Annotated in this window: 20 protein-coding genes and 1 riboswitch; of the genes, 9 read left to right on the forward strand and 11 right to left on the reverse strand. The window is 72.7% G+C overall.

Annotated features, from left to right (window positions below; genetic code table 11):
- The 3 genes from VK640_02325 to VK640_02335 all read right to left on the reverse strand — a co-directional run.
- Positions 1-838 (reverse strand): DUF4118 domain-containing protein (locus tag VK640_02325; GenBank protein ID HTE72017.1); only part of this gene is annotated, 838 nt, incomplete at its 3' end.
- A complete protein-coding gene (locus VK640_02330; GenBank protein HTE72018.1) occupies positions 835-2,802 on the reverse strand; it encodes an APC family permease in 1,968 nt (655 codons plus the stop codon). The genes VK640_02325 and VK640_02330, both read right to left, overlap by 4 nt.
- A 234-nt stretch (positions 2,803-3,036) precedes the next feature.
- A complete protein-coding gene (locus VK640_02335) occupies positions 3,037-3,984 on the reverse strand; it encodes an NADP-dependent oxidoreductase (GenBank protein ID HTE72019.1) in 948 nt (315 codons plus the stop codon).
- Between the two features lie 96 nt (positions 3,985-4,080).
- Between VK640_02335 and VK640_02340 the strand changes: the two genes are divergently transcribed.
- A complete protein-coding gene (locus VK640_02340; GenBank protein HTE72020.1) occupies positions 4,081-4,587 on the forward strand; it encodes a MarR family winged helix-turn-helix transcriptional regulator in 507 nt (168 codons plus the stop codon).
- Positions 4,588-5,044: 457 nt separating this feature from the next.
- On the opposite strand, the gene VK640_02345 is transcribed toward VK640_02340, so the two are convergent.
- Complete coding sequence (locus VK640_02345) at positions 5,045-7,036, reverse strand: acyltransferase family protein (protein HTE72021.1); 1,992 nt, start codon at positions 7,034-7,036, stop codon at positions 5,045-5,047.
- A gap of 182 nt (positions 7,037-7,218) precedes the next feature.
- On the opposite strand from VK640_02345, the gene VK640_02350 reads away from it, so the two are divergent.
- The 3 genes from VK640_02350 (at position 7,219) to VK640_02360 (ending at position 8,917) form a co-directional block, all read left to right on the forward strand.
- A complete protein-coding gene (locus tag VK640_02350) occupies positions 7,219-7,629 on the forward strand; it encodes a matrixin family metalloprotease (GenBank protein ID HTE72022.1) in 411 nt (136 codons plus the stop codon).
- Between the two features lie 71 nt (positions 7,630-7,700).
- Positions 7,701-8,627 (forward strand): TIGR03619 family F420-dependent LLM class oxidoreductase, encoded by a 927-nt coding sequence (locus VK640_02355; GenBank protein HTE72023.1) that lies wholly within the window; start codon positions 7,701-7,703, stop codon positions 8,625-8,627.
- Complete coding sequence (locus VK640_02360) at positions 8,624-8,917, forward strand: acylphosphatase (protein ID HTE72024.1); 294 nt, start codon at positions 8,624-8,626, stop codon at positions 8,915-8,917. Before VK640_02355 ends, VK640_02360 begins: the two co-directional genes overlap by 4 nt.
- A 43-nt stretch (positions 8,918-8,960) precedes the next feature.
- Here VK640_02360 and VK640_02365 read toward each other — a convergent pair whose 3' ends face one another.
- Positions 8,961-9,710, reverse strand: coding sequence for a transglycosylase family protein (locus tag VK640_02365; protein HTE72025.1), 750 nt, complete (start codon positions 9,708-9,710; stop codon positions 8,961-8,963).
- A gap of 4 nt (positions 9,711-9,714) precedes the next feature.
- Positions 9,715-9,877: riboswitch (cyclic di-AMP (ydaO/yuaA leader) on the reverse strand.
- 175 nt (positions 9,878-10,052) lie between these two features.
- On the opposite strand from VK640_02365, the gene arfB reads away from it, so the two are divergent.
- The gene (gene arfB, locus VK640_02370) at positions 10,053-10,490 is read left to right on the forward strand and encodes an alternative ribosome rescue aminoacyl-tRNA hydrolase ArfB (GenBank protein ID HTE72026.1); all 438 of its coding nucleotides are present in this window, start codon (positions 10,053-10,055) and stop codon (positions 10,488-10,490) included.
- A 40-nt stretch (positions 10,491-10,530) separates the two neighbouring features.
- Here the strand turns inward: arfB and VK640_02375 are convergent, their stop codons facing one another.
- Entirely contained in the window at positions 10,531-10,731 is a 201-nt protein-coding gene (locus VK640_02375; protein HTE72027.1) for a hypothetical protein, read from the reverse strand.
- A 12-nt stretch (positions 10,732-10,743) separates the two neighbouring features.
- Positions 10,744-11,610 (reverse strand): aldo/keto reductase, encoded by an 867-nt coding sequence (locus VK640_02380; GenBank protein HTE72028.1) that lies wholly within the window; start codon positions 11,608-11,610, stop codon positions 10,744-10,746.
- Between the two features lie 102 nt (positions 11,611-11,712).
- Between VK640_02380 and VK640_02385 the strand changes: the two genes are divergently transcribed.
- Together VK640_02385 and VK640_02390 are read left to right on the forward strand one after the other, a co-directional pair.
- Positions 11,713-13,524 (forward strand): DNA polymerase, encoded by a 1,812-nt coding sequence (locus VK640_02385; protein HTE72029.1) that lies wholly within the window; start codon positions 11,713-11,715, stop codon positions 13,522-13,524.
- Between the two features lie 85 nt (positions 13,525-13,609).
- Positions 13,610-14,485, forward strand: a complete 876-nt coding sequence (locus tag VK640_02390) for a Rieske 2Fe-2S domain-containing protein (GenBank protein ID HTE72030.1) — start codon at positions 13,610-13,612, stop codon at positions 14,483-14,485.
- An 8-nt stretch (positions 14,486-14,493) separates the two neighbouring features.
- Here the strand turns inward: VK640_02390 and VK640_02395 are convergent, their stop codons facing one another.
- The 4 genes from VK640_02395 to VK640_02410 all read right to left on the reverse strand — a co-directional run bounded on the left by VK640_02395 (position 14,494) and on the right by VK640_02410 (position 20,448).
- Entirely contained in the window at positions 14,494-15,456 is a 963-nt protein-coding gene (locus VK640_02395) for an acyl-ACP desaturase (GenBank protein ID HTE72031.1), read from the reverse strand.
- Positions 15,457-15,494: 38 nt separating this feature from the next.
- The gene (locus tag VK640_02400; GenBank protein ID HTE72032.1) at positions 15,495-17,852 is read right to left on the reverse strand and encodes an EAL domain-containing protein; all 2,358 of its coding nucleotides are present in this window, start codon (positions 17,850-17,852) and stop codon (positions 15,495-15,497) included.
- 121 nt (positions 17,853-17,973) lie between these two features.
- Positions 17,974-19,257, reverse strand: coding sequence for a citrate synthase (locus VK640_02405; protein HTE72033.1), 1,284 nt, complete (start codon positions 19,255-19,257; stop codon positions 17,974-17,976).
- Positions 19,258-19,395: 138 nt separating this feature from the next.
- On the reverse strand, positions 19,396-20,448 hold the full coding sequence (locus tag VK640_02410; GenBank protein ID HTE72034.1) for a zinc-dependent alcohol dehydrogenase family protein: 1,053 nt from the start codon (positions 20,446-20,448) through the stop codon (positions 19,396-19,398).
- A gap of 58 nt (positions 20,449-20,506) precedes the next feature.
- On the opposite strand from VK640_02410, the gene VK640_02415 reads away from it, so the two are divergent.
- Positions 20,507-21,313, forward strand: coding sequence for an isocitrate lyase/phosphoenolpyruvate mutase family protein (locus VK640_02415; protein HTE72035.1), 807 nt, complete (start codon positions 20,507-20,509; stop codon positions 21,311-21,313).
- A gap of 69 nt (positions 21,314-21,382) precedes the next feature.
- A complete protein-coding gene (locus tag VK640_02420; protein HTE72036.1) occupies positions 21,383-22,639 on the forward strand; it encodes a trypsin-like peptidase domain-containing protein in 1,257 nt (418 codons plus the stop codon).
- The last annotated feature ends 44 nt before the right edge of the window (positions 22,640-22,683 follow it).

Genomic DNA, 22,683 nt, shown 5'->3' on the forward strand with positions numbered 1-22,683 from the left:
CGACGTCTACCTGCCGAAGTGCGGTCACTGCCGCCTTGACCGACGCGAGCGGCGTGCGCAGGTCGTGGCCGACTGCGGCCAGCAGGGCCGAGCGCAGCCGGTCGACCTCGGCGAGCTCACGACCGCGGGCTGCGTCGTCGGACAGGTCGCGCTCGTCGAGGGCGCGGGCTGCCGCTGCCGCCAGCTGGCCGAGCAGCCGGCGGTCCTCGGCGAAGGGCGTCGGGCCGGCGGCGACCAGCCGCAGCCCCCTGCCCGCGTCGACCTGCACCGCCGGCTGCCCGATGATGACCGGCCCGACGGAGGCGGCGGGTGGGCCACCCGCCGGCCCCACCAGCGCGACCGACGTCATGCCGAAGGCGGTCGCGACCTCGTCCAGCACCGACTCGACGCTGGAGGCGACCGGGCTGGTCGCTACCCGGGCCATGACGAGCGCCTCGGCCCGGCTTCGTTCGGCGGCCGCGCGACGTCGAGCGGCCAGCTCGACGAGGCCGCTGGAGGTGACCGCCACCGCGACGAAGACGGCCAGGGCGACCAGGTTGTCCCGGTCCTCGATGCGCAGGGTGTGCAGCGGCGGGATCAGGAACCAGTTGGCCAGCAGGAAGGACACCAGCGCGGCGGCGGTCGCGACCGCGACACCCCCGATCACCCCGATCAGCACGACGCAGAGCAGGAAGAGGAGCAGTGAGCTGGCCAGGGTCAGTCCGTCGCTGGCGTCGAGCACTGCTGTGAGCACCGGCAGACCGGCAACCAGCAGGGCCGCGCCGGCGCCGCGACGCGCGGTCGTTATCCCGGCCGGCCCACCCGGCAGGGCCCGACCGGGTCCGACCGCCGGCGTCACGACTCCACGGTGGCACGTCCGGGGTGCTCGTGCGGCGTACGACCGTCCTGGACGGCGGCGTCACCGGCCTCCGAACCGAGCAGCCACGGGACGCTGGTGACCATCACGCCGGGCCGGAAGAGGAGGCGCGCCTTGAGCCGCAACGCGCTCTGGTTGTGCAGCAGGTGCTCCCACCAGTGCCGCACGACGTACTCCGGGATGAGCACCGACACCACGTCGCGCGGGGACTCGCGCCGCACGGCGGCTACGTAGTCGAGCAGGGGACCGGTGACGTCGCGGTAGGGCGAATCGAGAACGGTCAGCGGCACTGGCACGTCGCGCTCGAGCCATTCCCGCTCGAGCTGCGCGGTCTCTGCCGGGTTGGTCGCGACGGTGACGGCCCGCAGGGTGCTCGGCCGGGTGGCGCGGGCGAAGGAGAGGGTGCGCAGCGTCGGCGCGTGCAGCTGGGACACCGGCACGATGGCGTGCACCCGGGCCGGCAACGTCACACCGCCCGGCTGGAGGCGCAGCTCGGCGGCGACGTGCGAGTAGTGCGTGCGGATGCCCTGCATCAGCAGGTAGAGAGCCGGCATCGCGAGCACGACAATCCATGCGCCGTGGGTGAACTTGGTGATCAGCACCACGACCAGCACCACCCCGGTGACCATTGCGCCGGCCAGGTTGACCAGCCGCTTGCGGTGCAGGGCCCCGGCGTTGCCGGGACGGGATGCGAGCAGCCGGGTCCAGTGCACGACCATCCCCGTCTGGCTCAGGGTGAAGGAGACGAAGACGCCGATGATGTAGAGCTGGATCAGCCGGGTCGTGCTCGCGTCGAAGGCGTATACGAGTGCGCCGGACAGGACGGCGAGCACGACAACACCGTTGGAGAAAACCAGACGGTCACCACGACGGTAGAGCTGCCGCGGCAGGTAGCCGTCCGCAGCGAGGATCGAGCTCAGGATCGGGAAGCCGTTGTAGGCCGTGTTGGCAGCCAGCACGAGGATCGCGGCGGTGAAGGTCTGCACGGCGAAGAAGAGGAGTGTCCCGTCGCCGAAGACGGCGGCGCCCACCTGGGCGATGACGGTGCGCTGCTCGTAGCCCTCGGGTGCACCGACCAGTCGCTGGAGGTTGTCGACGACGTGTACGTCAGAGATCAGTGCTAGTGCGGTGATGCCGACGAACATCACGACGGTGATGCCACCCATGACCGCCAGGGTCGAGGCGGCGTTGTCGGCCTTGGGCTTGCGGAAGCTAGGGACGCCGTTGCTGACGGCCTCCACCCCGGTGAGCGCCGTGCAGCCGGAGGAGAACGCCCGCAGTGCCAGGGCGAGGACCAGGATTCCGGAGACCTGGTGCTGCGGGGTGATCTTGAACCCGGCCGACTCGGACACCAGCCCGTTCGTGGTGAGCGTCCGCCAGAGCCCGACCCCGATCATCAGCAGCACCGTCGCGATGAACCCGTAGGTGGGGATCGCGAAGAGCCGGCCGGACTCGCGTACGCCGCGAAGGTTCATCAAGGTGAGCAACCCGATGAAGCCGAGGCTGATGGCGACGGCGTGCGGCGCCAAGGACGGGAAGGCCGAGACGATGTTGGCGACCCCGGCGGCCACCGACACGGCGACCGTGAGGACGTAGTCGACGAGCAGGGCGGTCGCAGCAACCAGGGCCGGGCGGCGGCCGAGGTTCTCCCGGCTGACCGCGTAGGCACCGCCGCCGTTCGGGTAGGCGTGGCAAGTCTGCCGGTAGGACGCCACGACCACCACCAGGAGCAGGACAACGGCCGACGCCACCCAAGGGGCGAGATGCAGCATGGCGAGCCCGCCGATGCTGAGCACCAGCAAAATCTCCTCGGTGGCGTAGGCGTTGGAGGAGAGCGGGTCGCTGCAGAAGACCGGGAGCGCGATGCGCTTGGGCAGCAGCTCGTCGTGCAGGTTGTCGTTCCGCAGCGGCCGGCCGAGCAGGACACGCTTGGGGGCAGAGGTCAGGGTCGTCACCGGCTCAGCGCATCTCGCCGACGCACTCACCGCCAGGGACCTTGACGGTTCCTTGACGCCTCTACCGCCGATCCCGACGATGCCTTAGCGGGCGCTGACCCGGCGGGTGAACAACGGCATCGGATTTACACTTCACGCCCGGCTGGTCCTCCGCACATAGGCAGTTCCCGAGCACACTCACGGCGGCTGACACGACCGACCAGAACCGGCACTACTCATGCGGTGTCAGTCGGTGACGGTGATCACGATCTTGCCTTCGGCATGGCCTGAGGCGAGAGTGGCGAGGCCGTCGGTCGCCTGGTCTAGTGGAAGCACCGTGGCGACCTCGACTCGAAGCGTCCCATCGGCTGCCTGATTGGCAAGCGGCGCGAGGACATCTTGGATGGGGTTGGCCATGAGGTTGGTCCCGGTCAGTCCGGCAGCGTTGAGTGCTGCTTCATCGGCGGCGTTCATGGTGCTCGCCACCGTTCCACCCTTCCGGACCGCGTCGAGAGGTAGCCCGTCAGGTGAGTAGTTGACGAGGTCGATCAGTGCGTCAACGCCGTCAGGGTGGACATCCAGCACTTGCCTGGCCACCGGTCCGGCGGTGAAGTCGACGACGGTGGTCGCGCCGAGGTCGGTCAACCGGTCGGTGTCCGTGGCCGTGCCGGTGGCCACGACGGTGGCGCCGCGGGCGGCCACCAGCTGGATGGCGAAGGACCCAACGCCCCCCGAGGCGCCGTTGATCAGCACCGTCTGGCCAGGCTGTGGGTCGATGGCCTCGACGGCGGCGACGGCGGCCGCACCCGCCACCGGGAGCGCCGCGGCGGTGACGAAGTCCAAGTCGGCCGGCTTGGCGAAGACCGCTTCGGCGGGCACCACCGCGTACTCGGCCAGAGTTCCGGCGTGGATGGGCGGGGCGAACAGGACGTGGCCGATCACCTCGTCGCCGACCGCGACGTGCTCGACGCCCGGACCGACTGCCTCGACCACGCCGGCCGCGTCGCGGCCGAGCACCACCGGATACTCGTGCGGCACCATCTGGCTCAACATCCCGCTGGCGACCGAGTTGTCGAACGGGTTCAGTCCAGCGGCCTTTACCTTGATCAGCACGGTGCCTTCAGTCGGCTCCGGCTTCGGCAGGTCGGACAACTGCGGCGGCTCTCCGGCGGCCGGGACGTGCAGTGCGCGCATTGGGGGCTACTCTCAGACGGATTTACTTGACTCGGAAAGTGAATCCTCCCTGACTTCGCTTGCGGTGTCAAGTGAAAAGCCAGTACCGTGGCTGGTGTGCCAGCAGCCGGCCAGACGCCGAGCGACCCCGACCAGCCTCGCTGGCTCGACTGGGAGGAAGCCCATGCCTGGGTGACCTTGGCGGGGATGCTGATCGAGCTGCCCACGACACTCGACGCCCAGTTGCAACGCGACGCTGGCGTCAGCCTCTTCGAGTACCAGGTAATGGCCATGCTCTCGATGGAGCCAGATCGCACGCTGCGGATGAGCAGGCTGGCGGCGTTGGCCAGCGGGTCGCTGACCCGACTGTCTCGGGTGGTCGATCGCCTTGACAGGCGCGGCTGGGTCTGCCGCCAGCCCGACCCAACCGATGGCCGCTCCACCCTTGCCGTGCTCACCGACGCGGGCTGGGAGAAAGTCGTGGAGACGGCGCCTGGCCATGTGGCGGAGGTACGACGGCTGATCTTCGACCACCTCACCAGGAGTCAGGTGCGCCAACTCAACGAAATCGGCTCACGCGTACTTCGAGCTGTCGGAACCGAGGGGCTGACCTCGCGCAATTAGCGCACCCTCAGAGTGCTCGATATGGCTACCGATCGGGGCGCACACTGGTGTCATGCCCAACGAGGTGGGCACCGTCAGCTGCGCCTGACCCAAGGTCTGCACTCCAGACGAGCCACGCACTGGGAGGGGCTGCAGTCCGCGGGCGAGAGCGTATGAAATCCCGGGACACGCAAGAACTTCGCGCGGCCGAATCAGACCGCGCGCGAGCACACGTGAGCTGAGCCACATCTGCGATCTCCCGGCGTCGTGTCGTGCGTGCTCCAGGATGGCCCTCAGCAGTAGTGATCCCAGGGATCACCATGCTGAGGGCATCGGCTGCCGAGTGGGGGACAACGGGCTACATTGCAGTCACGGCACGGGAAGCAAGCGCGTAGCCGCAGGTCAGAAGGTTGTTGGCACTCGGTTCGAATCCCACTCGGGGCACCAGCTGAATGCCCGGTGACCTGTGGAGAACCGGTCAGCGGGCGGCGCGGAACAGCTGGACCTCCAGCCACGGCTGGATCCAGCGCGCAGCTCCACGGGTGAAGTGCACACCGTCGTACCGGAGGTCTACGCCGTCCACTTCGGCGACGTACTCGTGGCGGCCGTCGGACATCCGCCGGCCGAAGTCCACGACCTCCACCAGGCCCCGGTGCTCGGCCCCGACCGAGCGGAGAAGCCGGTTGAAGGCGTCGACCCGTGCCGGGTCGTCCTCCGGCCAGATGCTCCCGTCGGGCTGCTCGCCCCGGCTGTAGTAGGGCGCGGTCAGGAACACGACGGTGGCACCGCCCGCGGATGCTGCGGCGACCGCTCTCTCCAGCTGACCACGCAGGTAGGCGTCGAAGCGCGCACGTCCGACGTGCGTCCAGGAGCCGTCGACGACCTGGTCGGCCACCTCCCACCGGCCCACCAGGACGGCGACCACGTCGGCCGGCCGGGACAGCACCGCACGCTCCCACCGGCTGGTCCACGTCCGGCACCTCAGGCGCTCGTACGGAGAGATCTCGCCCATGTAGCGGTACGGCATCGCCGTGGTGATCCCGCAACCCGTCGTCGCCGCGTCGCGGAAGTCGACACCGTCCGGTCCTGGGCGGTCGCGCAGCCCGTCGACCAGGGTCGCGGCCGTGGAGTCGCCGAGAACCGTGACGCGCAACCGGTGCCGCGTTGCAACACCTTCGGCCGCACGAGGCGGCGTCGATGGCCGGTTCGGCTCGTCGGTGACGTCGACCGCTGGGGAGGCGGAACCCGTTGCCACCGGTGGTGGCCGGCGCTGACCGGCGAGCACCGTGTGCAGCTGCTCCGGTCGCCAACCACTGCTCGTTGCGACGAGGACGAGTCCGCAGAACACCGCAACCGCGGCGGCCGGCACCGCGAGCCGCCGGGGGGCGTGCCAGGTGCCGCGGCGCAAGGGGAGCTCGACGAGGCGGTACGACGCCGCGGCCAGCCCCGTGGTGATCAAGAGCCGCCCGGTCAGCAGCGCCCAGCCGGTCAGGCCCGTGCGTCCGGCGCTGAGGAAGAGGAAGACCGGCCAGTGCCAGAGGTAGAGCCCGTACGAGACTACGCCGATCCACCGCAGTGGTCGACCCTCCAGCACGCGGGTCAGCGGACCACGTGGGGAGCTCACGATGATCCCGAGCAGGGCCGTGCTGACCGCCGCGAAGAACAGCAGTCCACCGCGGAAGAGCGACGCGTCCGCGGAGGAAGTCGTGCACATGAGAGCGACCACTACTGCCAACGCCAGTGGACCGGTGACGTTCAGGATCCATGTGGTCAGACGGGACGGGACCGCTCGGCGACCTCCCCGCCGCGGCGTGACGACGCGCTCGAGGGCGAACGCGGCGAGAACCCCGAGCAGGATGGCGGGGACGCGGGTGTCGGTGCCGTAGTACAGCCGGTCGACGTCGGGACCCGCGGCGGCCAGGTGGAGCACCCAGCCCACGGCCGCCCCGGCCAGGAGCGTCACGACGGTGGCCTGCACCCGGCGGGACGCCCGCAGGCGCAGGATCAGGTACAGGAGCAGGGGCCACACCACGTAGAACTGCTCCTCGATGGCCAGGGACCAGGTGTGCTGCAGCGGCGAGGGGGCCGCAAGCGCCTCGAAGTAGACCTCTCCCCCGAAGAGGAAGTGCCAGTTCGCGACGTAGAGCAGCGCCGCGAGCGCATCGAGCCGGATGTCCGTCGCGTCGGCGATCGACCGGTTCGCGGTGAACAGCACGACAGTGGTGGCCGTGACGACGAGCAGAGCGGGCAGCAGGCGGCGGGCGCGGCGGCCCCAGAACGCGATCAGGTCGATCTGCCCGCCCCGTCGGACGGACTCCTCGAGCAGCAGAACGGTGATCAGGAAGCCGCTGATCACGAAGAAGAGGTCGACACCGAGGAAGCCGCCAGGGATCGCGGGCACGCCGCCGTGGTAGAGAAGCACGCCTGAGACCGCGATCGCCCGCAGTCCGTCCAGCCCCGCGATCCGCATCCCGTCATGCCTTTCGCCCTGGTCCACCGGCCTCTCTGCCCCGAGACGGCGGCATGTATCAGGGACGCAGGACTGGGCCGCAGCGTTCTCCGCAGCACTCGCGGCACCCGCGAGGGCCTGTCCCTCAGCGACCCGGTGATGCCGATGCTCCGGGTGTGCGTACGCCCCACCGGACCTGTCCGGTGCGGCGCCTGCTGCGTCGACCGGCCCCGGCGATCGCCGCGGTCCTCGCGACGGCAGCCTCGGCCACACTGACCGGCTGCACCCCGCTAGAGCTGGCCGCCCCCGCGCCCGGGAAGCGACCCGGGGTCGACGTCCCGTCGGACCCGGTCGAGGCCGCGGCCAGGCCGATCGGCGCCGCCCACGCGGTCTTCAACACCCCGGCCCTGGCCGCGCGGATGCCGCTGGGGCAGGCCGGGGACGCCCAGGCGGTGCTCCTGCACGAGCTGGCCCACGTCGTGGGGCTCGACCACGTGACCGACCCGTACCAGGTCATGTACGACACCAACGCCTACCCGCTGGCCTCCTACCGGGCCGGGGACCGTCGCGGCCCCGCCGAGCTCGGGCTCGGCCGCTGCTACGACGACTACTGACCGATTGCCCGTAGCGCCGGTCTGGCGCCGGTCTGGCGCCGGTCTGGCGCCGGTCTGGTAGGACGGTCCTCGTGCAGCTCGGTTTCGCCGTCCCGGTCTCCGGCTCGTGGGCCACGCCGGACGCGCAGGTGGAGCTGGCTCGGCAGGCCGAGGAGCTGGGCTACGCGTCGCTGTGGACCTTCCAGCGCCTGCTCTACCCGGACGACCCGGCGGCCGGCGACGCCCCGAAGCGGTGGCAGCCGGTCTACCGCAGCGTCGCCGACCCCCTGGTCACGTTGGCCTTCCTGGCCGGTCAGACCAGCCGGGTCCGGCTGGGCGTCGCGGTCGTCAACTTCCCGTGGTACTCGCCGCTGCTCCTGGCCAAGATGGCGACCAGCCTCGACATCGTCTCGCGTGGGCGGCTGGACCTGGGGCTCGGCCTGGGCTGGGCGGCCGAGGAGTTCGCCGCGACGGCGACCGAGCCCGGCCGGCGCGGGGCGCTGGCCGAGGAGTTCCTGCGGACGCTCGAGGCGATCTGGGCCCAGGACGTCGTCACCCACGAGGGACCGCTGGGTGTCCTGCGCGACGTACGCGTGGAGCCGAAGCCGGTGCAGCGCCCGCACCCACCGGTGCTGCTCGGCGGGACCGTCGACGCAGCGCTGCGCCGGGCCGGGCGGATGGCCGACGGGTGGATCAGCAGCAGCGGGCAGGACCTGCGCTCCATCGGAGAGGCGATCGAGACGGTGCGCGACGGCGCCCGCGAGGACCGCCGCGATCCCGGCCGGCTGCGCTTCGTCTGCCGCGGTGTGGTGCGGCTGCGGCCGGCCGGCGCCGCCGACCGCCGGCTGCTCTCCGGCTCCTGGGACGAGATCCGCGGCGACCTCGCACTGCTCGCCGAGCAGGGGGTCACCGAGACCTTCCTCGACCTCAACTTCGACCCCGAGGTCGGCACCGTCGACGCCGACCCGGACGCCTCGGTCGAGCGCGCGCGGACCATGCTCGCGGAGCTGGCGCCGTGACGACCGACCAGGGCAGCCAAGACCCGACCCGGCGCCACGTCGTCGTGCGCGGGCAGGTGCAGGGCGTGTTCTTCCGCGACAGCTGCCGCCGCGAGGCGCGCGGCCGCGGCGTCGCCGGGTGGGTCAGCAACACGCCGGACGGCGCGGTCGAGGCGGTCTTCGAGGGGCCGGCCGACGCCGTCGATGCCATGGTCGAGTGGGTGCACGACGGGCCGCCGCACGCCACTGTCGACGGCGTCTCGGTGCGCACCGAGCGGCCCGAGGGCCTCAGCGACTTCCAGGTGCGCTGAGGCCCTCGGGCCGGGTGGTCGTGCGGGGCGTGCGGGGCGTGCGTCAGCCCAGCGAGAGACGCTGACCGGGGAAGATCAGCCCCGGGTTGTTCCCGATCGTCTTGCGGTTGATCCGGTAGAGGTTCTCCCAACCGCCGGGCACGTCCTTGCGGCGCGCGATGGACGAGAGGGTGTCACCGGACTTCACGGCGTACGTCGCCAGGTCGGTCGTGTCGCGTGCCTTGCGGTGCTTACCGCGCGAGGCCCGCTCGGTGTCGACCCGGTTGTCCTTGGCACGCTGCTCGGCAGCCGTCTGGTCGTCCTGCGTCCGGTCGCCGCTGGTCTGCGAGTCGCCGGCGGTGGAGTCGCCGTTCATCGCTGCCTTGAGCTCGGCCGCGATGTCGAGGGCCACCCGGCGCTCCTCGGCGCCGAGCCCGAGCCGGCTCGAGCAGGCCGGCCAGGAGCCCCAGCCCGAGTTCTCGACCAGCTTGGCGGCGATGACGATCTGTTCGGCCTTGGTCGCCAGGTCGGCGCGTGACGCGTAGCGCTCGCCGCCCCAACCGTCCCAGGTCCCGTCGGCGAACTGCACGCCGCCGTAGTAGCCGTTGCCGGTGTTGATGTGCCAGTTGCCGCCGCTCTCGCAGCCGGCCAGCCGGTCCCAGGGGCCGGCCTCGGCCGCCGAGGCGGAGGAGGCGGACACCAACGGGATGGCGGCGACGAGCGGTGCCGTCGCGAGGCCGATGTTGCGCTTGGTGGGGTTGGGCTTGCGGCGACGTCCGGCTGCGGACGTGCGTCGGTGCGCGCCATGCGCCATGGGGTCTGTCCCTCTCGCCGCCTGCGAGGTGAGCTGTCGGGTTCAGGCGAGAGAGTTGCCTGGCCACTTCCGTGGCTTCACCCCGAGGACGACGCGCGCCGGCTGGTGCCGGTCCGGTCGCCCGAGTGTGGGTCCCCCACTCCTGCCCGCTGCGATGCGAGTCCTGACCCGGTCGACGGCGGGCAGGACTCGGCGGGCCGTCTGGGGGACCGCGCGGCGCGCGGCAGGTCAAGACTAGGAGGACGGATAACGATCGGGCAAATCATGTTCTCACTGTGAGACATCGTGTCGCTACCCTGGGTGAGCGAGGGTCGTCCGAGCGCCCGGGTGGGGCAGTCGGCCATGCTGGTCGCTGTGCCCGACGACCTGCAGGTGCGGCCGGGGTTGGTCGTGCCCGCCCGCGAGCTCCGCTGGCGCTTCTCCCGCGCCGGCGGCCCCGGCGGCCAGTCGGTCAACACCACCGACAGCCGGGTCGAGCTGTCCCTCGACGTGACGACCAGCACCGGCTTCTCCCCCGCCCAGCGGGCGCGGGCCCTGCAGCGGCTCGGCGACCGGGTGGTCGCGGGGGTCGTGACGGTGGTCGCGGCCGAGCAGCGCTCCCAGCTGCAGAACCGGCGCCTGGCCGCCGAGCGGCTGGCCCTGCTGCTGCGCGAGGCCACCGCCGCGCCGCCACGCCCGCGCCGCCCGACCCGGCCCACCAAGGGCTCGGTGGAGCGGCGGCTCACAGCCAAGCGGCGGCGGGCCGACACCAAGCGGTCACGCCGCGACACCGGCGACTGACGGACGACCACGAGCCGGTCGCGCCAGCCCCCTTCGCCGGCTACTGGTCCGGCTCCGGCTCGGACACCGCCTCGAGCTCCGCCATCGCCTGCTCGGCCAGCACGATCTCCTCGTCGATCAACCGACGGGCGTCGCGCAGCCCGTGGAGGCCGAACCGGTCGCGGATCCCCAGCACCAGGTCGGCCACCAGCGGGTCCACCTCCTGCGAGCCGACGCCTTCGATGCTGTCGCCCGTCGTCATGGCGCCATCCTGTCAGCGGGCGGCGCTGAGCCGGGAGACCTCTTCCATGGTGAGCCCGAGGTCGGCTGCGGCCGCCGAGTCCCGGGCCGTCTCCGGCCGGCTCGAGCCCGGGATCGGGACCACGACCGGCGACAGCGCCAGCATCCAGGAGAGGGTCACCTGCTGCGGGCTCACCCCGTGCTCCGCGGCCACCTCGGCGAACGCGGCGTGCGTCGACCCGAGGTCGGCCGCGCTGCCGATGCCACCGAGCGGGCTCCACGGAAGGAAGGCGATGCCCATCTCGGCACAGAGCCGCAGCTCGGGCTCGCTGCTCCGGAAGGCCGGCGAGAACTGGTTCTGCACCGACACCAGCCGGCCGCCCAGGATCTCCTGCGCCTGACGGATCCGGTCCGGGTCGGCGTTCGAGATGCCGGCCATCCGGATCTTCCCGGCGTCCAGCAGCTCGGCGAGAGCCCCGATCGAGTCGGCATAGGGGACCTTCGGGTCCGGCCGGTGGTGCTGGTAGAGCCCGATCGCCTCGACGCCCAGCCGCTTCAGGGACGCGTCGCAGGCGGCCCGCAGGTGCTCCGGCGAGCCGTCGATGACCCAGGCGCCGTCGCCGGGCCGGGTGTGGCCGCCCTTGGTGGCGACGAGCACGTCGGAGACGTCGCTGCCGTACGTCGCAAGGGCCTCCGCGACGAGGGTCTCGTTGTGACCGATGTCGCTGCTGTCCAGGTGGTAGGCGTCCGCGGTGTCGATCAGCGTGACGCCGGCGTCGAGCGCCGCGTGGACGGTGGCCAGGCAGCGGGCCCGGTCGTCGGGGCGGCCCTCGATCGACAGGGGCATGCCGCCCAGGCCGATCGCGCTGACGGTCCGGTCGCCGATGGTGCGCTGCTGCATGGTGCTCCTCGTTCGGGTCGGAGGCCTGTGCCGGCTGTCTGCGGCCCCTGCCCGACGGGTCCGCCGGGGAACCCTGTCGGCCCGGTCCGCGAGGATGGCCCGATGCAGCCAGGGCCGGACGTCGCAAACGTCGCACGGCCCCCGCCGCCGTCCACCGACCCGGTCGCCGACGTCGCCGCCGGTCTCCAGGCCGGCCACGATGCAGGCACCGGCCCCGGCGCCGCCCTCCGAGGTGCGCTCGTCGGGGTCGCGCTCGGGACCGACGGGAGGCTCGGCCTGGCGACCGGCCCGGGCCGGGCCTGGTGGACCACCGCCGACCCGCTGGTGGTGCTTCCTTCGCTCGTCCGCGAGCTCGGTGTCCGCCCGACCTGGTGGTCGGCCGGCTCGGTGCGCCCGCTGGTCGCGGCCGGCCTGCGGGTCACCGCGTCGTGGGACGTGGCGGCGACGCACCGGCTGCTGCACGGCGGCCACGACGGCGACCCGGCCGTCGTCTGGGCCGTGGCGGCCGGGCTCCGCCCGGACGGCCGGCCGCGCAGCGGCCAGCTGGACCTGCTCGACGGCGCCGACCAGACGGCCGGCGGCGACGACCCGGTGCAGCCCTGGGCCCCGGTCCGCCCGGACGGCTATCTCCGGCCCGGCTGGGCCGAGCTGGGCGCGCCGGACGGCCCGGCGGCGGCCGGCTGGGCGGCGTGCGCACTGCAGGCCGCCGACACGCACCGGGCAGCGCTCGCCGACGACCCGGCGGCGCTGCTGACCGCGTGGTCGGAGTCGGCCGCAGAGCTGCTCGCCGTCGAGCTCGAGCTGACCGGGCTGCCCCTCGACCGCAGCACGGCGACCGCGCTGATCGCCGAGCGGGTCGGGCCCCGTCCGCGGGACGCGGAGCAGGAGCGGGCCGAGCGGGCCCGCCGGGACGCCGCGGTGCTCGACCTGCTCCCCGGCCGGGACGGTGTCGGCGGCATCGACCTGCGCAACCCGGCCCAGGTGCGCGACCTGCTCGCCCGGATCGGCATCGACGTGCCCGACACCCGGTCCTGGCGCCTGGAGCCGCTGAGCGAGTCCCATCCCCTCGTCGCGGCCCTGCTGGCCTGGCGCAAGGCCGAGCGGATCGCGACGACGTACGGCTATGCCTGGCTGGACCGCCAGGTCGGGCCGGACGGCCGGCTCCACGGCACCTGGACCGGCTGCGACGGGGCGGCCGGCCGGATGACCGCCTCGGCCGGGCTGCACAACCTGCCGGCCGAGCTGCGCCCGGCGGTGTCCGCCGAACGCGGGCACGTCCTCGTACGGGCCGACCTCGGCCAGGTCGAGCCGCGGGTGCTGGCGGCCGTCTCGGGCGACCGCGCCTTCGCGGCCGCCGCCGCCGACCCTGACCTCTACGCCCCGGTAGCCGCCCGGCTGGGGGTGGAGCGCCCGGTCGCCAAGGTGGCGGTGCTCGCGGCGATGTACGGCCAGACCTCGGGGGCGGCCGGCGAGGCGCTGCGGGGTCTCGAGCGGGCGTATCCCGTGGCCATGTCCTACCTGCGGGCTGCCGACGAGCGCGGCCGCCGAGGCGAGCACGTGCGCACCTACGGCGGCCGCCTGGTGTTGATGTGGCAGCTCGCCGACCCGCCCCCGCCGCCGGCCGTCGCCGCCCGCGGCCGCTTCGCCCGCAACGCGGTCGTGCAAGGGGCAGCGGCCGAGCTGTTCAAGATGTGGGCGGTGTCGGTCCGCGCCGCGCTGCCCGAGGGGGCGCAGATCGTGCTCTGCCTGCACGACGAGCTGCTGGTCCACACGCCGGAGGCCGACGCGCCCGAGGTCGAGCGCACCCTGCACGAGGTGCTCGGCCGGACGGCGGCCCGGTGGGCTCCCGGCAGCGGGGTCCGCTTCGTGGCCGACGTGGTCACGGTCCGGCGCTGGTCGGACGCGAAGGGCTGAGCCGACGACGCGGCGGTTTGCCGGTGGGAGTCTGGGGTCAGGAGGCGGACACGTCCGTCGCCGTGGGAGCAAGCCGGAGGCAGCCATGAACCCGTTCGAGTCCGCCTCGCTGCTCGAGGACGCCCGCAGCCTCGACAAGGTGGCCGGGCCGGTCCGCTCGGCGAGCCGGAGCATCCTGCGGTCGGCGCTGCTGCGCGACCTCCTGCACGGCGTGTGGCTCGGCCACCCGCTGCACCCGGTGCTCGTCCAGGTGCCCGTGGGCGCCTTCGCGTCCGCCGGCGTGCTCGACGCGCTGCCCGGCCACGAGCGGTCGGCCGACGTCCTCGTCGCCACCGGCATCGCGGCGGCCGGCCCGGCGGCCGCGGCCGGGCTCGCCGACTTCGCCGAGATGCACGAGCAGCAGCAGCGGGTCGGCGTCGTGCACGCGGCGACCAACGCGGTGGCCCTCGCTGTCTACACCGGCTCGTTGCTGGCCCGGGTGCGCGGTGACCGCCGCACCGGGCGCCTCCTGGGGTACGCCGGGCTGACGCTGATCGGGGTCAGTGGCTACCTCGGCGGCCACCTCGCCTACCGGCAGGCCGCCGGGGCCAACCACGCGGAGGAGGTGCCGCACCTGGTGCCGCCGGGCTGGCACGACCTGTGCGCGGTCGACGACCTCGGGCCCGAGGGTGAGGGCCGGCTGCGCACCCTCGGCGAGGGCGCGACGGCAGTCCCGCTGCTCGTCGTCCGTCGCGGCGACCAGATCGACGTGCTGTCCGACCGGTGCTCGCACCTGTCCGGCCCGCTGCACGAGGGCAACGTCGACGCCAAGGCGGGCTGCGTGACCTGCCCGTGGCACGGCAGCGTCTTCGACCTCGAGGACGGCTCGGTCCGCAGCGGACCGGCCACCGCGCCGGTCCACGCCTTCGACGTCCGCGTCGACGGCGGCCGGCTGATGGTGCGTCTGCCCAACGCCGGCTGACGAAGGCGTCAGATCACCTCGGGCTCGACCCCGCGTGACCGGAGCCGCTCGTGGTGGGCGCCGCGCTTGTCCTCGAAGCGACTGGCCGCCTGGTCGAGGCCGGCGAGAAAGGCGTTGAGCTCGTCGCGGGCCGCCTCGCCCCCGGCGTCGAGACCCTCGAGGTCGAAGACGCCCCACTGGCGAAGCACCGGTGAAAGCACGTCGTCGTGGTGGATGCGTAGGTCGTAGATGCCGGAGAGCGCGATCTGCACCGACTTGCGGGTGAAGTCCTCGATGCTGCTGCCCGGCATCTCGAAGGACTTCACGACCTCGGTGATCGCCCGCATCGTCTGGTTGGGCGCGACCTGCAGGGCCGCGCCGAGCAGGTTGCGGTAGAAGAGCATGTGCAGGTTCTCGTCCAGCGCGATCCGGGCGAGCAGCTGGTCGGCGACCGGGTCCTTGGTGATCTTCCCGGTGTTGCGGTGCGAGATGCGGGTGGCCAGCTCCTGGAAGGAGACGTAGGCCAGCGACCGCAGCAGGTCGTCGTGGTTGGCCGACTCGAAGCCGGCGCCCATGTGGGTCATCCGGGCGTTCTCGAGCGCGACCGGGTCGACCGATCGGGTCACCAGCAGGTAGTCGCGGATCGCGATCGCGTGCCGGCCCTCCTCGGCGGTCCAGCGGTGCACCCAGGTGCCCCAGGCGCCGTCGCGGCCGAAGACGGTGGCGATCTCGTGGTGGTAGCTCGGCAGGTTGTCCTCGGTGAGCAGGTTGACCACCAGGCTGGTGCGCGCCACCTCTGAGAACGGGGACTGCTCCGCGGCCCAGGCCTCGCCGCCGAGCGGGCCGTCGTAGTCGGTGCCCTGGCTCCAGGGCACGTACTCGTGCGGCATCCAGTCCTTGGCCGTGCGCATGTGGCGTTCCAGGTTGTCCTCCACCACGGGCTGGAGCTCGCGGAGCAGGTCGGTCTGGGACAGCGGGGGTGCACCGGCGATGGTCAAGGGGGGCCTCCGGGCGGATCGGGTACCTACGGTTACGTCACCGTAGGTACCACCGTACCGGACGAGTATGCGCCGCGGACCGGGGAAACTACACCCCCCGCCAGCCGACGGGTCGTCGCGCCAAGCGGCTGGGGCCGCCCGTAGAGGAAGCCCTGACCCACCTCGCAGCCGGCCTGGCGCAGCCGGACCGCCTGGCCGACGCGCTCGATCCCCTCGGCCACGACCCGCAGGTCGAGGGCCGCTCCCATGACGAGGATCGCCTCGACCAGGGCCGCCGCGCGCGGGCTGGAGTCGACGTCCCGGGTGAAGCTTCGGTCGATCTTGAGGATGTCGACCGGCAGGTGCTGCAGGTAGCCGATGGACGAGAACCCCACGCCGAAGTCGTCGATCGCCAGCCGGGCCCCGACGCTCGTGAGCCGGCGCAGCGCCGCGTCGGTCTCGTCGTCGTGGTCGACCACGACGGTCTCGGTCATCTCCAGCACCAGCTGGTTGTCGCCGAGGGCGAGGACGGCGGACTGGACGAGGTCGAGGAACCGCGGGTGCCGCAGCTGGTGGGCGGACATGTTGCAGCCGAGGTTCAGGGCCCGCCCGGCCGCCTGCTGCAGGGCCTCGGCGTCGCTGACGACCTGGCGCAGCACCTGCTCCCCCAGCTCGACGATCAGCCCGCTCTCCTCTGCCGCCGGGATGAACACGTCCGGCGACAGCAGGCCGTCCGGCCGCTGCCAGCGGACCAGGGCCTCCAGCCCCTGCACCTCGCCGGTCGCCAGGTCGACGATCGGCTGGTAGTGCACGACCAGCCGCGTGGAGACGTCCCGGCGCAGGGCCTCGACCAGCTCGAGGCGGCGGACGTTCTCCTCGCGCAGCGACGGCTGGTAGACGAAGTAGCGGTCCTTGCCCAGGGCCTTCGCGCGGTACATCGCCATGTCAGCGTTGCGCAGCAGGCCGGCCGCGTCGTCGTCGCCGTCGGCGACGGCCACCCCGATGCTCGCCCCCACGACGACCTCGTGGCCGTGGATGAGCACCTCGGCGCGCAGCGACCGCAGCACCCGCTCGCACAGCTCGTCCAGCTCGGCGACGTCGTCGACCCCCTCGACGAGGACGGCGAACTCGTCACCGCCGAGCCGGGCCACCGAGTCCACCGCCCGCACGCAGGCAGCCAGCCGGGCGGAGACCACCTTGAGCAGCTCGTCCCCCTCGGCGTGGCCGAAGCGGTCGTTGACCCCCTTGAACCCGTCGAGGTCGAGGAAGAGCACCGCGATGGCCGAGGCGCTGCGGCGGGAGCGCAGCACGGCCTGGTGCACCCGGTCGAGGAACAGGGTGCGATTGGGCAGCGCGGTCAGCGCATCGTGGCGGGCGAGGTGGCCCATCTCGTCGGTCAGGGCGAGTCGGCTGAAGGCCTCCTCGGCCACGGTCGCGAGCGCCTCGAGGGCCTTCTGGTCGGCCTCGACCGAGGCACGTGCCCGGTCGATGGCGGGGGCGACCAACCACCACGTGCCCTGGCCGGTGCGCACCCGGGCACCGATCTCCTTCGACGTCGGACCGTCCCGGCGCAGGTCGGCACTGCCGGTCGCGACGACCGCTCGGACGCTGCGCCGGAGCAGGTCCTCGAGCGACTCACGGGTGTGGACCACCTGCGCCTCGGCGGCGGCACCGAACAGCGCCTCGAGCCGCCGGCGGTGCTCGCTGCCGCGCGAGAGCGCACGGGTCGCGACCAGGATCGTGACGAGGGGCACGGCGAGCAGGACGCCTGTCCACGAGTCGAGCGAGCGGTAGACCAGGGCGGCGAGGTAGCCGAGGCTGTCGATCGCCACGAAGACACCGAGGGCGAGCAGGGCGCTGCCGTGCCGGAGCTCGGTCGCCACCGGCGCCTCGGTCTCGAGGGCGATCGAGATGGCCGACAGGACGTAGTCGACGACGAAGAAGACGGCGCAGCCCAGCCCGACCGCGGCCAGCTCGCGGGGGCTGGTCGAGTCGAGGGGGCTGATCGCGCGCATGGTGAGCAGGGCAGCCGCCCCGGAGAGGATGCTCACGCCGATGTTGAAGGCCCGGATGTCCATCCGTTTGGACGTGGTGGCCTGCGACAGCACCTGGCCGACCGTCCAGACGGCGAGCGCACCCTCGCCGCCGTCGTAGCAGGCGAGGAAGACGAGCACCGCCGACTCGAAGCCGACCTCGACGCCGCTGGAGCCGCGGTCCAGGACGAGCGGGAACCGGCTCATCAGCGCGATGATCGGCGGGCCGACCAGCATCGCCAGGGCCCAGTGCTCGTCCAGGTGGTCGCCGAAGAGCAGCGCGAGCACCGCCACCAGCCCGATGAGCGCCCCCGACGCCATCACGGAGACGTCGAGCACCCAGCTGATGGCGCGCTTGGTCTGGTGTGGACCCGGCACGCTCCCGCCCTTCCCTCCGGTCACTGCCGGTGGGTCATCGGCTCTTCTCGGTGACGAGTAAAGCCGACCGGCTCGGCGGCGGTGCGGTTTCCGGCCGGTTCGCCCCTGTTCCGCCGGGGTGTCAGCGCTGGTCGGCGGGGACGTACGCCCGCTCGGGGCTCCCGGTGTAGACCTGGCGCGGCCGGCCGATCTTGGTAGCCGGGTCCTCGATCATCTCGCGCCACTGGGCGATCCAGCCGGGCAGCCGGCCGAGGGCGAACAGCACGGTGAACATGCGGGTCGGGAAGCCCATCGCCTTGTAGATGACCCCGGTGTAGAAGTCGACGTTCGGGTAGAGCTTGCGCTCGACGAAGAAGTCGTCTGCGAGCGCGACCTCCTCGAGCCTCATCGCGATGTCCAGCAGCGGGTCCGAGGTGCCCAGCGCCTCGAGCACGTCGCTGGTCGCCTTCTTCACGATGGCCGCACGCGGGTCGTAGTTCTTGTAGACCCGGTGGCCGAAGCCCATCAGCTTGACGCCGGGCTCCTTGTCCTTGACGCGGCGGACGAAGTCCTCGACGTCGTCGCCGTCGTCGTGGATCCGCTGCAGCATCTCGAGCACGGCCTGGTTGGCACCGCCGTGCAGCGGACCGAACAGGGCGTTGACACCGGCCGACACGGAGGCGAACAGGTTGGCGTTGCTGGAGCCCACGAGCCGCACGGTGGACGTCGAGCAGTTCTGCTCGTGGTCCGCGTGCAGCACGAAGAGCATGTCGAGGACGCGGGACATCGTCTCGTCGACCTCGTACGGCGCGGCCGGCACACCGAAGGTCATCCGCAGGAAGTTGTCGACGTAGCCGAGGGAGTTGTCGGGGTAGAGCAGCGGCTGGCCGACCGCCTTCTTGAAGGCGTACGACGCGATGGTCGGCAGCTTGGCCATCAGCCGGACCGTGGACAGGTCGACGTGCTCCCGGTCGAAGGGGTCGAGACTGTCCTGGTAGAACGTCGACAGCGCGCTGACGGCCGACGACAGGACCGCCATCGGGTGCGCGTCGCGCGGGAAGCCGTCGAAGAACCGGCGCAGGTCCTCGTGCAGCAGCGTGTGGTTGCGGATGCTCCGGTCGAAGTCCTCGAGCTCGGCGGCGGTCGGGAGCTCGCCGTAGATGAGCAGGTGGGAGACCTCGAGGAACGACGACTTGTCGGCGAGCTCGTCGATGGGGTAGCCCCGGTAGCGCAGGATGCCCTCGTCGCCGTCGATGAAGGTGATCCCGGACGAGCACGACGCCGTGTTGACGAACCCCGGGTCGAGCGTCACGTAGCCGGTGTCCTTGAGCAGCGTCGACACCTCGAGGCCCGACGGCCCCTCGGTCGCCCCCGTCACCGGGAGGGGCAGCTGACCACCGGGGTGCTTGAGCTCGAAGTCGGCCATGGGCAGGTCATTTCCCTTCGATCGTAACGCGCACACCACTCTCCCAGACCGGCCGGCGACGGCGACCAGGCGGGCACCCGAGTCCGGATCGGCTCCGGTCCGCCCCGGCGGCGAACCCGGAGACGGCGTCACGCCCGACTATGGCGCTCCGCGCTGCGGCTCCACCACGGTGACGCCTGCCGGATATCCGGGCTCCCCCATCGCCGTCAGCGCGTCACCGGCCTCGTCGAGGCCGATCCGCCGGGTGACCAGGAGGTCCGGCCGGAGGCGCCCGGCCGCGACGAGGCCGAGGAGGGCCGGGTAGTCGTGCGCCGCCATGCCGTGGCTGCCGACCAGCTCAAGCTCCAGCGCGATCACCCGGGCCATCGGGACCGCCGGGTGGCCGAGGTCGGGCGGCAGCAGGCCCACCTGCACGTGCCGGCCGCGGGTGCGCAGGCACTTCACCGACGCGGCGCAGGTGTCGTGGCTGCCCAGGGCGTCGAGCGACAGGTGGGCGCCGCCGCCGGTCGCGGCGCGCACCGCCGTCACCGCGTCGCCCTGCGCGGCGTCCACGGTGACCTCGGCGCCGAACTGCCTCGCCAGCTCGAGGGCCCTTTGCGCCACGTCGACCGCCACCACCCGCGCGCCGGCCGCGACCGCGACCATCACGGCGGACAGGCCGACCCCGCCGCACCCGTGCACCGCCACCCACTGCCCGGGCTGCACCCGGCCCTGTGCCACCACGGCACGGTGGGCGGTGGCGACGCGGCAGCCGAGCCCGGCAGCCGCGGCCGCCTCGACCTCGTCCGGGAGCCCGACCAGGTTGACGTCGGCGTGGTCCAGCGCCACCAGCTCGGCGAACGAGCCCCAGCCGGTGAAGCCGGGCTGGGTCTGACGCTCGCAGACCTGGTGGTTGCCGGTGAGGCACTGCTCGCAGCTGCCGCAGGCGCAGACGAACGGCACGGTGACCCGCTGGCCGGGCCGCCACCGGGTGACCGACGTCCCGACCTCGTGCACGGTCCCGGCCAGCTCGTGGCCGGGCACGTGCGGCAGGGCGATGGTCCGGTCGTGGCCGGCCCAGGCGTGCCAGTCGCTGCGGCACAGCCCGGTCGCCTCCACCCGGACGACGACGCCGTGCTCGGCCGGGACCGGGTCGGGGACCTCCTGGACGACCGGCCGGGCGCCGTACTCCTCGAACACCACTGCTCGCATGGCCCGATCATCCCCGCCGGGCATCATGGGACCGGGACCCGGACGGTGAGGTGGGCCGATGACCGTGCAGGACGACCGTGTCGCAGCCTTTCGCCGACTGCACACCGCCGGCTGCTTCGTCATGCCGAACCCGTGGGACGCCGGGAGCGCGGCGGCGCTGGAGCGGCTCGGCTTCCCGGCCCTGGCCACCACGAGCGCCGGGTTCGCCTGGACGACCGGTCGGGCCGACAACGGCGTGACGCTCGACCAGACCCTCGACCACCTGCGGGCGGTCTCGGCGGCCGTGAGCGTCCCGGTCAACGCGGACTTCGAGGGCGGCTTCGCGGTCGAGCCCGAGCCGGTCGCAGAGCACGTACGTCGCGCCGCCGGCACGGGCATCGCCGGTCTCTCGATCGAGGACTCCACGGGTGACGACGACAGCCCGCTGCACGACGTGCGGCTGGCGGTCGAGCGCATCCGGGCCGCTCGGCAGGCGATCGACGCCAGTGGCACCGGCATCGTGCTGACCGCCCGCACGGAGGGCTTCGTGGTCGGGCGCCCCGACATCGACGAGACGGTGCGCCGGCTGCGTGCCTACGCCGACGCCGGCGCCGACTGCCTCTACGCACCGCGGGTCGCGACCGTCGAGCAGGTGACGACGGTGGTCGCCGCGGTGGCGCCGAAGCCGGTGAACCTCCTGGTCAACGCCCCGTTCGTCACGGTCGCCGAGGCGGCAGCGCTGGGCGTCCGCCGGATCAGCGTGGGCGGGACCCTCGCCCGCACGGCGTGGGGCGGGTTCCTCGAGGCCGCCCGCGAGATCGCGGACAGGGGCACGTTCTCCCGCTTCGCGGGGCTGCCGGACGTCGACGCGCTGTTCGAGGGCTGAGCCGGACTCACGGCCAGTCCCGAGGAGCCTCACAGCGGGCTCCCAGGCTGGAGCTGCACAGTCCTTGGCATGACCGAGCAGAACGTGACCGAGCACTCCGCGAACCCGCCGTACCCCAGCGAGCACCCGACGCTGCAGTACCCGCGGTACGACGACCCCTGGCTGCCGCCGGCGCCGCCGGAGCAGCCCGCTCCCCCGGCCCCGCCCGCACCGGCGGAGCGGCCGCGGCGTGGTGTCGCCCTGCTGGCCGCCGTGGCGGTGACCGCCGGCCTGGTCGGCGGGGGCGCCGGGGCGGTCGTCACGTCGGCGCTGGACGACGGCGGCAGCAACACCGGCGCACCGGCCGCCACGTCCGGCGTCGACTCGCTCAAGACCGCCTCGACCAGCGGCGACTCCGCGGCCGCCGAGGGCTCGGTGGAGCAGGTCGCGACCTCGGTGCTCCCCAGCGTCGTGTCCATCGTCGAGACCACCGCCGGCGGCGGCGGGGAGGGCACCGGCGTGATCATCGACAGCGACGGCCTGATCCTCACCAACAACCACGTGGTCGCCGCGGCTGCAGAGGGCGGCTCCCTGCAGGTGACCTTCAACGACGGGCGCACCGCGTCGGCCACCATCGTCGGCCGTGACCCGGTGACCGACCTGGCCGTGATCAAGGCCGCCGACGTCAGCGGCCTCACCGCCGCCACGCTGGGCAGCTCGGCCGACCTGGACCCGGGCGAGCAGGTCGTCGCGATCGGCTCCCCCCTCGGCCTGCAGGGCACGGTGACCAGCGGCATCATCAGCGCCCTCGACCGGCCGGTCCGCACCGGCGACGCGACCAGCGCGGAGACCGCGAGCACCGTCATCGACGCCATCCAGACCGACGCCGCGATCAACCCCGGCAACTCCGGCGGCCCGCTGGTCAACCTCAGGGGCGAGGTCGTCGGCATCAACTCGGCGATCGCCACCCTGGGCTCGACCGGCGGCCAGTCCGGCTCCATCGGCCTCGGCTTCTCGATCCCGATCGACCAGGCGAAGGCGATCGCGAGCGAGCTGGTCGACACCGGGAGCGCGACCCACGCCCAGCTCGGCGTCAGCGTGCAGGACGCCCAGACCGGCGGCGCGGCGGTGGCAGTGGTCTCGGACGGCAGCGCCGCCCAGCAGCTCGGGCTGCGCGAGGGTGACGTCATCACCAAGGTGGGCGACCGCCAGGTCGACGACGCGGACTCGCTGATCGCGGCGATCCGCTCCCACCGCCCGGGCGACGAGGTGACGCTCACCTTCACCCGCGACGGCTCGCAGGACACGCTGACCGCCACGCTCGGGAGCGACGCCAGCTCCTCCTGATCCCCCGGCCCGAGGCCCCTGCCTCGGGCCCGGGACCGCACAAG

The organism is Actinomycetes bacterium, assembly GCA_035489715.1.
GTDB lineage: Bacteria > Actinomycetota > Actinomycetes > JACCUZ01 > JACCUZ01 > DATHAP01.